Source organism: Citrobacter sp. XY323, assembly GCF_025106035.1.
GTDB lineage: Bacteria > Pseudomonadota > Gammaproteobacteria > Enterobacterales > Enterobacteriaceae > Citrobacter > Citrobacter braakii.
This window is the reverse complement of record NZ_JANYUK010000004.1, coordinates 268,124-283,861: the sequence shown is the minus strand read 5'-3', so window position 1 is coordinate 283,861 and position 15,738 is coordinate 268,124. Positions and strand designations below refer to the sequence as shown.

Sequence of the window (15,738 nt, the reverse complement as noted above, 5' to 3'; positions counted from 1 at the left end):
GCTTCCTTTGCCCGCTTATGGGCAAAGGGTGACTAACAGGAACCACGATGACACATCTAAAAAAGCGCGAACGCGCCAAAACCAATGCGTCGTTAATTTCGATGGTGCAACGCTTTTCAGATATCACCATCATGTTTGGCGGGTTGTGGGTGATCTGCGAATTAAGCGGTTTGCCTTTCCTGTATATGCACCTGCTGGTGGCGCTGATCACGCTGGTCGTTTTTCAGATGCTCGGTGGCATAACGGATTTTTATCGCTCCTGGCGCGGCGTCAAAATTTCCACTGAGCTGGTGCTGTTACTACAAAACTGGACGCTGAGTCTGATTTTTAGCGCAGGTCTGATCGCCTTTAATAACGATTTCGATAACCGTCTCGCCGTCTGGCTGGCATGGTATCTGCTTTCAAGCGTCGGCCTGGTGTTGAGTCGTTCGTTTATTCGCTACGGTGCGGGGTGGTTGCGTAATCGTGGTTACAACACCCGCCGGGTGGCGGTGGCTGGCGACCTGCCCGCCGGACAAATGCTGCTGGACAGTTTTCGCCATGAACCGTGGCTGGGATTTGAAGTGGCGGGGGTCTATCACGACCCAATCCCTGGAAAAAACTCCCGCGACTGGGCCGGTAATCTGCAGCAACTGGTGGACGACGCCAAAGCTTCACGCATTCATAACGTTTATATCGCCATGTCGATGAGCGATGGCGCCAGCGTAAAAAAACTGGTGCGTGAGTTGGCCGACACTACCTGCTCGGTGATCCTCATTCCTGATGTCTTTACCTTCAATATTCTGCATTCACGGATTGAAGAGATGAACGGCGTTCCGGTTGTGCCGCTGTATGACACGCCGCTCTCGGGGATTAATCGCCTGTTAAAGCGCGCGGAAGATATCGTGCTGGCTTCACTGATCCTGCTGCTTATTTCCCCGGTGCTGTGTGGTATTGCGCTGCTGGTAAAACTGACCTCCAAAGGTCCGGTGATTTTCCGCCAGACCCGCTATGGTATGGACGGGAAGCCGATCAAAGTCTGGAAGTTTCGCTCGATGAAAGTGATGGAGAACGACGCGGTGGTGACGCAGGCGACGCAAAACGATCCGCGCGTTACCCCTGTGGGAAATTTCCTGCGCCGGACATCGCTCGATGAACTGCCGCAGTTTATTAACGTCCTGACCGGGGGGATGTCTATCGTCGGCCCACGTCCGCATGCGGTGGCGCATAACGAACAGTACCGCCAACTGATCGAGGGGTACATGTTACGCCATAAGGTGAAACCGGGCATTACCGGCTGGGCGCAAATCAACGGCTGGCGCGGTGAAACCGATACGCTGGAAAAAATGGAAAAACGTGTGGAGTTTGACCTCGAATACATTCGCGAGTGGAGCATGTGGTTCGATATCAAAATTGTTTTTCTGACGGTATTCAAAGGCTTTGTGAACAAAGCGGCGTATTAACATGAGCTTACGAGAAAAAACGCTTAATGGCGCAAAGTGGTCGGCGATTGCTACGGTGATCATTATTGGTCTGGGACTTATCCAGATGACCGTCCTGGCGCGGATTATTGATAACCACCAGTTTGGGTTGTTAACCGTGTCGCTGGTGATCATTGCGCTGGCCGATACGTTGTCGGATTTCGGTATTGCCAATTCAATTATTCAGCGCAAAGACATCGGTTATCTTGAGCTGACGACGCTGTACTGGCTCAACGTTGGGCTGGGTATGGTGGTATGTGTGGTGATGTTTCTGCTTAGCGGGACGATTGCCAGCGTGCTCAATAATCCCGAACTGGCGCCACTCATCAAAACCTTATCGCTGGCGTTTGTGGTGATACCGCACGGGCAGCAGTTTCGCGCGCTGATGCAAAAAGAGCTGGCCTTCAACAAAATTGGCATGATTGAAACCAGTTCGGTGTTGGCCGGTTTTACCTTTACCGTGGTCAGCGCCCATTTCTGGCCGCTCGCGCTGACGGCCATTCTCGGGTATCTGGTGAACAGTACGCTACGAACGCTGCTGTTCGGCTATTTTGGTCGCCGGATTTACCGTCCGGGGCTGTATTTTTCGCTGGCATCCGTTTCGTCGAACCTGCGTTTTGGTGCGTGGCTGACGGCAGACAGCATTATCAATTACCTCAATACCAACCTTTCCACGTTGGTTTTAGCCAGAACGTTGGGCGCAGGTGTGGCGGGCGGATTCAATCTCGCCTGGAACGTGGCGGTTGTTCCCCCGATCAAACTGAACCCGATTATTACCCGTGTCCTGTTTCCGGCGTTTGCCAAAATTCAGGACGACAGTGAAAAGCTACGGGTGAATTTTTACAAGCTGCTGTCGGTGGTCGGGATCATCAACTTCCCGGTACTCCTGGGATTGATGGTGGTGTCGAACAATGTGGTGCCGCTGGTATTTGGCGAGAAGTGGAACGGTATTATTCCCGTCTTGCAACTGCTGTGCATTGTTGGACTGCTGCGCTCTGTGGGGAATCCGATCGGTTCACTGCTGATGGCGAAAGCACGGGTCGACATCAGCTTCAAATTCAATGTGTTCAAAACCTTTCTGTTTATTCCCGCCATTTTCATCGGTGGTCATCAGGCCGGGGCGATTGGCGTGACGCTGGGCTTTTTGCTGGTCCAGGTGATTAACACGATCCTCAGTTACTTCGTGATGATCAAACCTGTTCTTGGCTCCAGCTACCGCCAGTACATGCTCAGTCTGTGGCTGCCGTTATATCTCTCTTTACCTACCCTTGTGGTGAGCTATGCGCTGGACGTAATGCTGCGCAGCCAACTGTCGCCAGGCGCGTTGCTGGGGATCCAGGTAGCGGCAGGAGCACTGGCGTTCGCGGCGATGATTGTGGTGTCGCGCCATCCGTTAGTGGTGGAAATAAAACGCCAGCTCTGCCGCAGTGAAAAAATGAAAACCTTGCTTCGTGCAGGATAAGAACAACGCTTTAAGAGGTCATAATGAAACTATTAATTTTAGGCAACCATACCTGTGGGAACCGTGGGGATAGCGCGATTCTGCGCGGTTTGCTGGATGCCATTAACGCGTTGCGTCCTGAGACTGAAGTGGATGTTATGAGCCGTTATCCGGTGAGTTCTTCGTGGTTGCTGAACCGCCCGGTGATGGGCGATCCGCTGTATTCGCAGATGAAGCAACACAATAACGCCGCGGGCGTTATGGGACGCGTGAAGAAAGTGCTGCGTCGTCGCTATCAGCATCAGGTGCTGCTCTCGCGTGTCACCGATTCCGGTAATCTGCGCAATATCGCGATCGCCCAGGGGTTTACCGATTTTGTTCGTCTGCTGTCGCGCTACGACGCCATTATCCAGGTCGGCGGATCGTTTTTTGTCGATTTGTATGGCGTACCGCAGTTTGAACATGCCCTGTGTACGTTTATGGCGAAAAAACCGCTGTACATGATTGGCCACAGCGTGGGGCCATTCCAGGATGAACAGTTTAATCAACTGGCGAACTACGTTTTTGGACACTGTAATGCGTTGATTTTGCGTGAATCCGTCAGTCTGGATCTGATGAAGCGCAGTGCAATAAACACGGATAAAGTCGAAACCGGGGTAGATACCGCCTGGCTGGTAAATAACCATGATGAGGATTATGAGCCTGGTTATGCCGTACAGCACTGGTTACACATGGCGGCAAAACAGAAGACTGTTGCCATTACTCTGCGTGAGCTGGCTCCTTTTGATAAGCGTCTGGGGACAACGCAGCAGGCCTATGAGCAAGCTTTTGCTGGGGTAGTGAACCGCATCCTTGATGAAGGTTACCAGGTGATAGCGCTGTCAACCTGTACCGGTATTGATAGTTACAACAAAGATGACCGCATGGTGGCGTTGAACCTGCGCCAGTATATTAACGATCCGGGCCGTTATCACGTGGTGATGGATGAACTCAACGACCTGGAGATGGGGAAAATTTTGGCTGCATGCGATCTGACGGTGGGGACTCGTTTACACTCGGCCATCATCTCGATGAATTTTATGACGCCAGCCATCGCCATTAATTATGAGCATAAATCGGCAGGGATCATGCAACAACTGGGGTTAGCAGAGATGGCCGTCGATATTCGCCATCTGCTCGATGGCAGCCTGGAAGGAAAGGTCGCCGATGCTCTCGGACAGCTACCTGAGCTGAACATACGTCTCGGCGACGCGGTTAAGCGTGAGCGTGAACGTGGGGTGAACATGGTGCAATCGGTTTTAACGCGTATTGAGGGGGAAAAATGAAGGTTGGCTTTTTCCTGCTTAAATTTCCGCTCTCCTCCGAGACCTTTGTACTCAATCAGATTACCGCATTTATCGACATGGGCTACGACGTGGAAATTGTCGCGTTGCACAAGGGCGATCTTGAAAATACCCATGCTTCATTTAATACCTACCGTCTGGGTGAAAAAACGCGCTGGTTACTGAATGAGCCGAACAGCAAACTGGCGAAGCTTAAGTATAGGGCAGTGGCGGCCCTGCGCGGTATTACCCGCTCAGCCACCTGGAAAGCGCTGAATGTTTCACGCTATGGCGATGAGGCGCGCAATCTGATTTTGGCGGCCATTTGTGGCGCGAACCCGCGGGCGTTTGAAGCGGATGTGTTTATCGCTCATTTTGGACCCGCAGGCGTAACGGCCGCCAAACTGCGTGAGCTAGGGATGATCCGCGGCAAAATCGCCACGGTATTTCACGGCATTGATGTTTCGCATCGGGATGTGCTTGCCCACTACACCCCTGAATATCAGCAACTGTTTGAACGTGGGGATTTGATGTTACCCATCAGCAACCTCTGGGCCGGACGTTTAAAAAATATGGGGTGCCCGCCGCAGAAAATCGCGGTCTCGCGCATGGGAATCGATATGACGCGCTTTACGCCACGCCAGTTGAAATCGCCAGCCGCACCGCTGGAGATTATCTCTGTCGCCCGGTTAACTGAGAAAAAAGGACTGCACGTCGCCATCGAAGCCTGTCGTCAGTTGAAAGAGCAGGGCGTTGCATTCCGTTATCGCATCCTTGGCATTGGCCCCTGGGAGCGTCGTCTTCGTACGCTAATCGAGCAATATCAACTTGATGATGTGATTGAGATGCCTGGCTTTAAACCCAGTCATCAGGTGAAGGAAATGCTTGAGCAGGCCGATGTCTTTTTGCTGCCCTCAATTACCGGAAGGGATGGCGATATGGAGGGGATCCCGGTGGCGCTGATGGAGGCGATGGCGGTGGGCATCCCGGTGATTTCCACCGTCCATAGTGGGATCCCTGAACTGGTCGAGTCGGGCAAGTCTGGTTGGCTGGCACCGGAAAACGATGCGCAGGCGCTGGCCGAGCGGTTAGCGGCATTTAGCCTGCTCGACAGTGAGCAGGTGCAGCCGATTGTGCAGTGCGCGCGAGAAAAAATTACAACTGAATTTAATCAGTTAGCGATCAATAAACAGTTAGCCAGTCTGCTGCAAACGATGTAAATCGAGGTTGTATGTCAGAGAAAAAGCTCTCACGCCGTACTTTTCTGACGGCAAGTTCTGCGCTTGTCGTGCTGCATTCTCCCGTTGTTCGGGCGTTAGAATCACCGGGCAGCGTCAACATTCAGGATTACAACCCACAGGATTGGGTGGCCTCTTTCAGGCAGGCGTTCAAAGAAGGACAAACGGTCGTCGTACCAACAGGGCTGGAATGTAAGGATCTCAATACCGCCATCGTTATCCCACCAGGCAAAACGCTATTCCTGCAAGGGCGAATAAGTGGCAATGGCCGTGGGCGCTTTGTTCTGCAGGATGGATGCAAGGTGATGGGCGAGCAGGGCGGGAGCCTGAGGAACGTTACCCTCGATGTGCGGGGGTCGGACTGTGTGATAAAAGGGATTGCCATGAGCGGTTTCGGTCCGGTGACGCAAATCTATATCGGCGGTAAAACCTCGAGGCTGATGCGTAATCTGACTATCGATGATATTACCGTCACGCGCGCTAACTATGGCATTTTGCGTCAGGGTTTTCATAATCGAATGGACGGCGTAAAGATCACGAACAGCCGTTTTAGCGATTTACAGGGTGATGCTATCGAGTGGAATGTAGCGATAAATGACAGCAACATCCTCATTTCTGACCATGTCATTGAACGTATCAACTGTACCAACGGCAACGTGAACTGGGGCATTGGCATCGGGCTGGCGGGCAGTACCTATGACAATACCTATCCCGATGAACTGGCGGTAAAAAACTTCGTGGTAGCGAACATCACCGGTAGCGACTGCCGACAGTTAGTCCATGTGGAGAACGGCAAACACTTTATTATTCGTAATATTACCGCGCGAAATATCACCCCGGATTATAGTAAGAAAGCGGGTATTGATAATGCGACAGTCGCTATTTACGGATGTGATAATTTCGTAATTGATAATATCAATATGGAGAATAGCGCAGGTATGCTCATTGGTTACGGCGTAATCAAAGGGCGTTATTTATCCATTCCACAAAACTTTAAGTTAAATAATATCCATCTGGATAATACGAAACGTGAATACAAATTGCGCGGTATTCAGATCTCCTCTGGTAATGCGACTTCATTTGTGGCGATCACCAATGTGGAGATGAAACGTGCCACGCTTGAGTTGCATAACCAACCACAGCACCTTTTTTTACGTAACATCAGGGTTATGCAGCAATCCGCGACGGGACCCGCACTTAAGATGCACTTCGATCTCCGTCAGGATGTGCGCGGCAAGTTTATGGCAAAACAGGACACATTACTCTCGCTGGCGAATGTCCATGCGGTAAACGAAACCGGGCAAAGCTCAGTTGACATCGACCGGGTAAACCATCAGGTGGTGAATGTCGAAGCGGTGAATTTTCGACTCCCGGGACGGGAGCTGTAACTTTGCGACCATTCCTGGCTAAAGTGACACCTCCATGGGATTAAGATTACTGCATTGCGAAGTTAAGCGGCGTAACATACGCTGCATCGGAGTAATGTAATTCATACTGGCTAAAACAAGCTAAAAAGCTATAATTCAGCAACAATTGAATAGGTGAATGACTTAATGATTAATTTGAAAGCAGTTATTCCGGTAGCAGGTCTGGGGATGCACATGTTGCCTGCCACGAAGGCAATCCCTAAAGAGATGCTACCGATCGTAGACAAGCCGATGATTCAATACATTGTCGACGAAATTGTAGCTGCAGGTATCAAAGAAATCGTGCTGGTGACTCATGCGTCTAAGAACGCGGTTGAGAACCACTTCGACACCTCTTACGAACTCGAATCGTTGCTTGAGCAGCGTGTTAAGCGCCAGCTATTAGCCGAGGTGCAGTCTATCTGTCCTCCAGGCGTGACTATTATGAACGTTCGTCAGGCTCAGTTACTGGGCCTGGGCCATTCAATTCTTTGTGCTCGCCCAATTGTTGGGGATAACCCTTTTGTCGTCGTATTACCTGACGTCGTTCTTGATATAGCGAGCGCGGATCCGCTGCGCTACAACCTGGCTGCCATGGTTGCTCGTTTTAATGAAACCGGGCGTAGTCAGGTGCTGGCTAAGCGTATGGAAGGCGATCTGTCTGAGTACTCTGTTATTCAGACCAAAGAGCCTTTAAATAACGAAGGTAACATTAGCCGGATCGTCGAGTTCATTGAAAAACCGGATCAGCCGCAAACGCTGGATTCCGATCTGATGGCTGTAGGACGCTACGTGCTTTCTGCTGATATCTGGGCTGAATTAGAGCATACACAACCTGGCGCCTGGGGACGTATTCAGTTGACGGATGCTATTGCTGAGCTGGCGAAAAAACAGTCTGTTGATGCCATGCTGATGACAGGCGATAGCTACGACTGCGGTAAAAAAATGGGTTATATGCAGGCATTCGTTAAGTACGGACTGCGTAACCTGAAGGAAGGGCCGAAGTTCCGTAAGAGCATAGAGAAGCTACTGAGCGAGTAGATTTACAGAGCTTTGTGACGGTACGCCAGAAAAATAGCGGCAGCTAACATCCCTGTATCTGTGCTTTATGCTGTGGGGTGTTGCTGTCGTTTTTTCATGAAAAACACCCAATAACAAAGAGTTAACCTACTAAGTTTAATCCAGGATTGGGCTGATTTTTTCTTGTTTCGGGTAGCATTTGGTAAGACAATTAGGCATAAAAATTTCAGAGCTTTGCGAGGGTGATCGAACCTCTGGAATTTAAGCAGTGCACTGGTAGCTGTTGAGCCAGGGGCGGTAGCATGTCTATTCGAATCAGAAAACTTATAAATCTATAAATATTGAGTAGGTTTATTACTTGGATTGCAAAATTTCGCAGGTGTTTTCAATGCTGTCTAAACTTACCAAAAAAATAAATATTAATTTTGAAATTAAGAAAATAATTTCAAATGCAGGTTGGCTTTTATTTGATAAATTCGTCCGATTAATGTTTGGACTGCTTGTAGGGGTATGGGTAGCTCGTTATTTGGGTCCAGAAACATATGGTCAGCTAGCATATGTAATAACGCTCATTAGTTTTTTTCAAGTAATCGCTTTACTTGGAATGGATACGATTTTAGTACGCGATATTGCTCATAATATAGATAAGGCACATCAAGATTTAGGAACCGCGCTCATTTTGCGTTTCTGTGTTGGTTTTTTATGTTTAATAGTGGCTGTGAGTGGGGTGGCTTTTTTTAATGGCGCCCATTTTGCATTACTAACATTATTGGCTGGCGGTGGATTAGTATTTCAATGCGTTGATACAATTGATATTTGGTTTCAAAGTCAAAGTCAGAGTAAAAGAACTGTTATAGCAAAATTATGCGCATACACTATTACAAATATAATGAGAATTGTTCTAATATTGTGTCACAGTCCACTATGGACTTTCGCGTTACTACTTAGCATGGATGCATTACTATCTGCGTTAGCACTGACCTTTGCGTATAGAAAATTTAGAACTAAGCATAAGTGGTCTGCAACTATAGAAAAAAGCAAATTACTACTTAGTGAATCTTGGCCTTATTTAGTTAGTGGTCTCTCGATCATATTATATATGAGAATAGATCAGGTCATGATAAAAAATTTATTAGGTGAGGCATCTTTAGGTATTTATGCGGCAGCATTACAATTTTCGACATTATGGAATTTTGTTCCGGTAACATTATCAGTGAGTTTGGCTCCATATATTGCCAGAAAGAAGAGAGAGGGGGAATATGAATATTATAAAGCTATCGGTAATGTTTTCCTGATGTTTTCCGCCATTGGCTGGGGAATAACTTTAATAATTTCAGTAATGTCACCATTTATTATAGAAATTATGCTAGGAACAAATTATACCAACGGAATTGGAGTGCTTGCTATCCATGTAGTGACCAACTTATTCATATGCTTAGGGGTAGCTCAAAGCTTATGGATTGTTAATGAAAGGAAAGGTACATTTACTCTATATAAGTCGCTTACAGGCCTTGTTGTTTGTGGAATAGCAAACTTTACTTTAATTCCATACTATGGAATTAAAGGTGCCGCGATATCTGCAGTAATGTCTCAGTTTTCAGCATCTATATTATTTAATCTGTTTTTTGCTAAAAGAATTTTCTTGATGCAACTCAAAAGTTTATTTTTTTTAAGATAATAAACAGGAACAAAAAGTGAAAAAATATTCTCCTGTAATCGCTTTTGTCTATTCACGACCTGAGCATACAAAAAAAATGTTGTCGGCATTAAGCAATAATAGTCTCGCAGAATATACTGATCTTATTATCTATTCAGATGGTGCAAAAGCCCCCAAAGATGATGCTGGAGTCCAGGCTGTTAGAGAATATATTGATACTATCACAGGATTCAATAGTGTAACTATAGTTAAGCAAGATAAAAACATTGGACTTGCTCAAAGCATAATTCAGGGCGTAACGGAAACAATAAATAAATATGGACGTGTTATTGTTCTTGAGGATGATATAGAGACATCGCCTTATTTCTTGAAATATATGAATGACGCACTAGATATGTACGCGGAAGTAAAAGACGTAGGCTCTGTTTCTGGTAGCAGCTATCCTGTCAAGATGGTCAATAACAATGAATCAACTTACCTACTAAGAATTCCTCTGTGCTGGGGATGGGCTACATGGGCAGATCGATGGCACAGCTTTAAGAAAGACATTAATGCAGTTAAATCAACTGATAAGGAAATCATAAATTACATAAATTTTGATGGGGCATTTGACTTTTTTGAACAAGCTACACTTAATGCTGATGGTAAACTTAATACATGGTTTATCTTCTGGTATATAACTCTAGCATCAAATAAGTGGTTAGCTCTTTTTCCAACAACGGTAATGGCGAAGAATATAGGTCATGATGGTTCGGGGGAAAACTGTAACGGTGATGATATTTATAAAAATACTGCTATTGCTAACAATCCACTAGAGTTGATCCGAAAGGATGCTCTAATTGAAAGTAAAGATTATTACTTGGCACATATAGACTATTTCAAAAGAAACAAAAAAAGCCTGCTAGCCAAAATTATTTCTTATATAAAAAGAAAAATAAAAGGGGCCTGAAATGGGATTTTTGAATAGATTTAAATCATACCTGATAAAGAGAGACATAAATAAAAATGGTATGGGGGTCTATATAGATCTGCTATCTTATACTGATGAGCATTCTACATTTGAAGGTTATAATAGAATAACTGGAAAATCCTCAATTTATAACTCACATATTGGGAAATACTCTTATGCCGTTGGGGCCAGTATTGGAAATGCCACGGTAGGAAGATTTTGTAGTATTGCTATGGGTTCAAAAATTGGAGGGCTTGGTGCTCACCCCACGTCTTTGATATCAACACATCCAATTTTTTATTCTACAAGAAAACAATGTGGTGCCTCGTTTACAAGCGAAGATAAATTTGTAGAAGAAAAAACAACAATATTAGGTAATGATGTATGGGTTGGCGCAAATGCCATCATTATGGATGGTGTTAAAATAGGTGATGGCGCAATCATAGCCGCAGGTGCTGTTGTAACAAAAGATGTGTTGCCTTATGCGATTGTTGCTGGTGTTCCTGCTGTTGTTAAACGATTACGCTGTTCAACACAGCATGTGGATGTGTTAAAGGATATAGAATGGTGGAATTGGCCTGAAACTGTTTTAAAAGATCATTCATATATATTCCAGGGGAAGATTGAAGATAATATAATTGAATTAATTAGAGTAAGTGAAAAACTAAAGGAACATAATTGAATGCGTTTTAAAAGTAATGATGTATATAAAAGCATGCTTTTATTAAGTTTTTTCTTCTCTGGTTTTAGCTTATATTCTGTATTTATACCTTTACTAATTTTGTCATTATTCCTATCAGGCTATAAAAATAAATCATTATACTTAGGAAGTGTTGCAACAAGTTTTAATATATTATTCATTGTTTTATTTGTGTTGTGTGTGTTTTTTATTGGATTCTCAAAGTTATATCTTGACTCACCCATAAAGTATGCAATGTATATTATCTTTATGATTGTGTGTTTAACGTTGTTATTAGTAAATAATATTGAGAATGCTAAGGGAATGTTGCTTTTTTTCATTCTCGGTATATTTATGAGGGCGGAGTTTGTTGTTATTTATAGTTTTCTTGAACCTTCCGGAGTTTATGGATACGGTAAATTGCTGGATCCATTTAGTCATGAGGAAATTAACTCACCCGGAATAAGTAACTCACTAGCTATTGTGTTTATGTATTTGGTGGTTGCGTTTAAAGCTAACACGTTTAACAAAAGGATTTTTCTGACATTATTATATCCTCTTCTTTTATTATCATCGATATTTCTTGGAGGACGTACATTTTTTATTATTGCAATTATTAGTTTGCTTTATCAATACAACAGAAATATAAATCTGAAAGCAACTATTTGGCTTTGTTTAATAAGTGTTGGTGCCTTAATTACGTTTTCTCTAATATTTAAAGACTTACCAGTTTTTGACAAATATTTCAATTTGGTGTTTGAACGATTTGGAAGTGAAGGGCTGAAATCAGCTAGATTTGAACTTATACAAGATGGAATTACAAAATTTCTGATGCAACCTATGGGCGGTTTTACACCGTACGCAAGTGAGTATTCTGGAAACTGGTATCATAATATTTATTTAGATAGCGCTAGAGTCGCCGGATTTATACCTTTAATTATGTTTCTTTTTTCTAACTTCATTCTCTTATTTAGTTATTTAAAATACAAAAAACAAAATAGGAAAGTTAAAAATCCGTATTTCTTTTTGTCGATTTTAACACTAATAGTGATGTGCCAGGATGTGGTTCTTGAGGGTAATATGATGTTACTGATCTGTTATGCTCTATTTACGACTATGCATATTCAGACAGGGAGGCATAATAAAAGTGGAAGTATATTATAGAGTAAATGATTATTATCCGTTGGGTATTGAAGGGAGTTCCGCTGCGAGTTCAGTGCGGCATAGAGTAGATAGAGTTTGCCGTTGTCTTCCACATGGAAGTGAACTTAAGATATATTCAATTGTTAAATCTGGAAATGTGCCAATCGTAAAACGGGAAAAACATAATATCTCAAATACGCAACAGTGTATAACGTATTGCGTTGCCTCTAATTTTCTAGGTGCGATATTAAAAGGGCTTATTTCGATTTTTTTAATGATCTATCTAATATTTAAACTAATGGGTAGAGGGAAATATCTCCTAATATACAATTTGTTACCTGCCAATATTCTTTTTTATATATTACCTTCATGTATTTTTCCTTGGGTATTGAAGAAAACAATATTTCAGGTTGAGGAGATATACAGTGTCTATGATTTTTCATTGTTTAAGCGATTTTTGACGCAGTTTTCGGAAAATTTTGTTTTCAAAAAAGGACTCAATTTCATTGTCGTTAATGAAAATGTCAGAAATCTCATTAAGAGAAAAGATGCAAATTCAATAGTTGACTATGGTTATAATTCTAGAAGTGGTGATGAAATTAAATCTGACTCAAAATCAGGACATATTATTTATACTGGAAGGTTAGATTTCGTTGGTGGTATAGAAGTGCTGTTACAGGCCCTGATTGATTTACCTGCGGATATAAAAAATAAATTAGTAATTACTGGCAATGGTGGCTTAAAAGAACATGTAGTTAATTGTACAAATGAGTTAGGGATTTCTTATAGAGGATTTCTTAATGAATCAGATTATCAATTATTATTGACAGATGCGAAAATAAGCATTAACCCACTTAGGTCACAATGTAAATTCTCTTTTTATTCATTTCCATCAAAAGTACTCCAGTACCTGGAATATGGATGTGTTGTTATTTCGAGTGGTATTTCTCAACCTGAATTGGAAAAATATTTCGCGGATGAATTATTCACATATGAAAATGATGATCCTGCAAAACTCAACTCTCTAATTAGAGAAGCAAATCTGCTGAATTTTGATAAAGTGACAATTATAAATAAATATAATGTATTCATGGAGATGAAGGAAAATAAACTAAGGTCCTTTTTCTCGAAAGTTTTAGGAGGGTGATATTTTGAAATTGGCTGTTTTTGATATATGCGGTACGTTATACTATGATAACACTACATATTCATTTTTGCGTTGGCTTTCTAAAAAAAACATAATAAAGTATAATAAAAATATAATGAATGCCCCATATATATTACGTGCGCTCAATGTAATATATTCATCCTTCAGCGGGAAGGATATTTATAGAATTTTACAGGTAAAACAATTATCTGATTTTTCACTCGAGGACATCAATAAATGGGCAAGCGAATTCGTTGATGAACTAGAAGAGAGTCGTATATATAGCACTAATATTTTAATGGGGGAATATAAAAAACAAGGGTATAAAATAGTTATAGCAAGTGCCACTATCGAACCTGTAGCAAGGGCAATAGCTCATAAATTAGGTGTTGAGTATTATTCTTCAAAAATTGGTTTTTTAAATAATAAGTGCACAGGAGAAATTAAGAAGGACCTGTTATTATTAAAGAAAGACACTTTATTGCCTTTATTAAAAACGGCAGAAACTACAATAGTCGTTACTGATAACTATACAGATATAGAATTAGTTTTAGTGAGCGATCACTCTCATATTATTGTACACAATGATAGAGATATAGAGAAATGGAATAGATGTCTTAAAGCAAATGCTCGCAAAGTTGATTTTATTAAGAAGGATGCTTAATGAATAAATATATTATATATTTCCCATTCGGATATACTTTCTTATCTCGCATTAAAACTATTTCTAAGTTTATTAGTTTTTTACTCACAATACCATTACCTTGTTTTTTGTTCTTTTATTTTGGATTGTTAGATGTTGAGGAAAGAACCTTATACTTAGGGATTGTTTTTATTTTTGTGTACTCCATTTTGTATATTTTTTATGAGAATGGATATATAGAAAATGATATTAAAACAGTAAAAAAAGAAATAAACCCAACATTAAGAATTGTCGGTGAATTGTATAATTATATAGACGGTAATTATAACAAAATTATCATCATCAGAATTTTGTTCTATGCATTATCACTTTACCTTTTGTCTTTTTTTACTATTGACGATGTCATCGTAAAAGTTGTTTTTTATTCTATTGCAACAAGTGTGGTTTATTTCTTTCATAACAAAACGCGAAATGCGATGAAAGTATTTACTTTCTTATTGTTATCCTCATCACGATTTATTTTTCCACTGATGATCTTTTCATCTTATATAGTTCCAGAAAAGATTGGATTTACATTGTTATCACTTTTTATATATACAATTCCAGCATTTTTTATATATTCAGCCAAGACATTTACAGTAATGCAATTCGTGATTGGGCAAGAAAATAAGTACAAAGTAATATATTACGCAGTTGCATGTATTATTATTTTGATGCTGTATTTTTTTGTGTTAAGGTTTGATGTTTTATTATTGACGAGTGCTATTCTGTTTTACATGTTATTACTTGTTTCTTTAAAAAAGATATTAAATAAATAAATGGAGTGTCAATGTCTAAAGTATGTTGCAGATTAGCGGGTGGGCTAGGCAATCAGATCTTTCAATACGGCGCTTCACTTCTTATTAGAAAAAAAAGTACGGTTCCATTGATTGCTCTCGACGATTCTGATTTGAAAAAATACAAAGCAGTAAGAAAAAATGAACTGCCAACTTATTTTAAATTGACTGGTTCAACCATAAAGAATCATAGTATACTCAAGTTGCGTTTACCCCGAATGAAAGCAATTACAAAATACAGCGATAGATTTGTCGGTGACTATAATTTTAATCGGGTGGCCAATAAAAAAATTCCCGCACAAAACTATTACTTAGATGGTTATTTTCAAAGTTGTCTTGACCAAAATCTTTTCGATGAAATGATTGAAGTTCTGAAAAAAGACTATCGGTACACCGAGCTTGAAATTAAAAAAAATATTTGTGCAGTTCATATACGTGGTGGTGATTTTTTAACTGATAAATACAGTGGGATTGCTGATGTAAATTATTATCTTGATCAGTTGGCTAAAGTCAAAGAGTTGAATGTCGCAGAGCGATTTGTTATCGTAACAGACGATAAAAAATATGCCTCTGAAATAGCGAATAAAATGGCTATAAGATATTCATTTTCCGAAGGCAATATGCTAGATGACTTTTTATTGCTAGCGCAATCTCAAACTAAGATATTATCTAATAGTACGTTTTCTATTTGGGCATCAGCTTTAGGCTATCAACCTGGGTGCATCGTTTTTGCCCCCAAGAAGTTAACAGTTCAGGACTCTAGAAATTTCATTCTTCCTGGTGAGTTAAGTTAATAA

The 15,738-nt window shown here is 41.9% G+C and carries 14 protein-coding genes; all 14 read left to right on the top strand.

What is annotated here, in order from left to right; genetic code table 11:
* The first annotated feature begins 47 nt into the window (after window positions 1-47).
* On the top strand, window positions 48-1,442 hold the full coding sequence (gene wcaJ, locus N0B36_RS07870) for an undecaprenyl-phosphate glucose phosphotransferase (protein ID WP_259687032.1): 1,395 nt from the start codon (window positions 48-50) through the stop codon (window positions 1,440-1,442).
* Between the two features lies 1 nt (window position 1,443).
* Window positions 1,444-2,922 (top strand): colanic acid undecaprenyl disphosphate flippase WzxC, encoded by a 1,479-nt coding sequence (gene wzxC, locus N0B36_RS07865; protein ID WP_259687031.1) that lies wholly within the window; start codon window positions 1,444-1,446, stop codon window positions 2,920-2,922.
* Window positions 2,923-2,945: 23 nt separating this feature from the next.
* Window positions 2,946-4,226 (top strand): colanic acid biosynthesis pyruvyl transferase WcaK, encoded by a 1,281-nt coding sequence (gene wcaK / locus N0B36_RS07860; protein ID WP_213238830.1) that lies wholly within the window; start codon window positions 2,946-2,948, stop codon window positions 4,224-4,226.
* Window positions 4,223-5,443, top strand: a complete 1,221-nt coding sequence (gene wcaL / locus N0B36_RS07855; protein ID WP_259687030.1) for a colanic acid biosynthesis glycosyltransferase WcaL — start codon at window positions 4,223-4,225, stop codon at window positions 5,441-5,443. The genes wcaK and wcaL overlap by 4 nt, the downstream gene beginning before the upstream one ends.
* Window positions 5,444-5,454: 11 nt before the next feature.
* Entirely contained in the window at window positions 5,455-6,849 is a 1,395-nt protein-coding gene (gene wcaM, locus N0B36_RS07850; RefSeq protein WP_259687029.1) for a colanic acid biosynthesis protein WcaM, read from the top strand.
* Between the two features lie 165 nt (window positions 6,850-7,014).
* Window positions 7,015-7,908: a GalU regulator GalF gene (gene galF / locus N0B36_RS07845; protein ID WP_259687028.1), complete on the top strand. Its 894-nt coding sequence runs from the start codon at window positions 7,015-7,017 to the stop codon at window positions 7,906-7,908.
* Between the two features lie 367 nt (window positions 7,909-8,275).
* On the top strand, window positions 8,276-9,565 hold the full coding sequence (locus N0B36_RS07840) for a flippase (RefSeq protein WP_259687027.1): 1,290 nt from the start codon (window positions 8,276-8,278) through the stop codon (window positions 9,563-9,565).
* Between the two features lie 16 nt (window positions 9,566-9,581).
* A complete protein-coding gene (locus N0B36_RS07835; protein ID WP_259687026.1) occupies window positions 9,582-10,493 on the top strand; it encodes a hypothetical protein in 912 nt (303 codons plus the stop codon).
* 1 nt (window position 10,494) lies between these two features.
* Window positions 10,495-11,175, top strand: coding sequence for a CatB-related O-acetyltransferase (locus tag N0B36_RS24400; RefSeq protein WP_279264006.1), 681 nt, complete (start codon window positions 10,495-10,497; stop codon window positions 11,173-11,175).
* Window positions 11,176-12,336: a hypothetical protein gene (locus tag N0B36_RS07825; protein WP_259687025.1), complete on the top strand. Its 1,161-nt coding sequence runs from the start codon at window positions 11,176-11,178 to the stop codon at window positions 12,334-12,336.
* On the top strand, window positions 12,320-13,462 hold the full coding sequence (locus tag N0B36_RS07820) for a glycosyltransferase (RefSeq protein WP_259687024.1): 1,143 nt from the start codon (window positions 12,320-12,322) through the stop codon (window positions 13,460-13,462). The genes N0B36_RS07825 and N0B36_RS07820 overlap by 17 nt, the downstream gene beginning before the upstream one ends.
* A 4-nt stretch (window positions 13,463-13,466) precedes the next feature.
* Entirely contained in the window at window positions 13,467-14,126 is a 660-nt protein-coding gene (locus N0B36_RS07815) for an HAD family phosphatase (protein ID WP_235117495.1), read from the top strand.
* Window positions 14,126-14,923 carry a hypothetical protein gene (locus tag N0B36_RS07810; RefSeq protein ID WP_235117494.1) on the top strand — a complete coding sequence of 266 codons (798 nt, stop codon included), beginning with the start codon at window positions 14,126-14,128 and terminating at the stop codon, window positions 14,921-14,923. Before N0B36_RS07815 ends, N0B36_RS07810 begins: the two co-directional genes overlap by 1 nt.
* A gap of 11 nt (window positions 14,924-14,934) precedes the next feature.
* Window positions 14,935-15,735: an alpha-1,2-fucosyltransferase gene (locus N0B36_RS07805; protein WP_259687023.1), complete on the top strand. Its 801-nt coding sequence runs from the start codon at window positions 14,935-14,937 to the stop codon at window positions 15,733-15,735.
* Window positions 15,736-15,738: the final 3 nt, after the last annotated feature.

Coding starts and splice junctions, on each gene's coding strand:
- wzxC (WP_259687031.1), top strand. CDS start 1,444: ATGAGCTTACGAGAAAAAACGCTTAATGGCGCAAAGTGGTCGGCGATT.
- N0B36_RS07805 (WP_259687023.1), top strand. CDS start 14,935: ATGTCTAAAGTATGTTGCAGATTAGCGGGTGGGCTAGGCAATCAGATC.
- N0B36_RS07810 (WP_235117494.1), top strand. CDS start 14,126: ATGAATAAATATATTATATATTTCCCATTCGGATATACTTTCTTATCT.
- wcaL (WP_259687030.1), top strand. CDS start 4,223: ATGAAGGTTGGCTTTTTCCTGCTTAAATTTCCGCTCTCCTCCGAGACC.
- wcaJ (WP_259687032.1), top strand. CDS start 48: ATGACACATCTAAAAAAGCGCGAACGCGCCAAAACCAATGCGTCGTTA.
- wcaM (WP_259687029.1), top strand. CDS start 5,455: ATGTCAGAGAAAAAGCTCTCACGCCGTACTTTTCTGACGGCAAGTTCT.
- N0B36_RS07840 (WP_259687027.1), top strand. CDS start 8,276: ATGCTGTCTAAACTTACCAAAAAAATAAATATTAATTTTGAAATTAAG.
- wcaK (WP_213238830.1), top strand. CDS start 2,946: ATGAAACTATTAATTTTAGGCAACCATACCTGTGGGAACCGTGGGGAT.
- galF (WP_259687028.1), top strand. CDS start 7,015: ATGATTAATTTGAAAGCAGTTATTCCGGTAGCAGGTCTGGGGATGCAC.
- N0B36_RS24400 (WP_279264006.1), top strand. CDS start 10,495: ATGGGATTTTTGAATAGATTTAAATCATACCTGATAAAGAGAGACATA.
- N0B36_RS07825 (WP_259687025.1), top strand. CDS start 11,176: ATGCGTTTTAAAAGTAATGATGTATATAAAAGCATGCTTTTATTAAGT.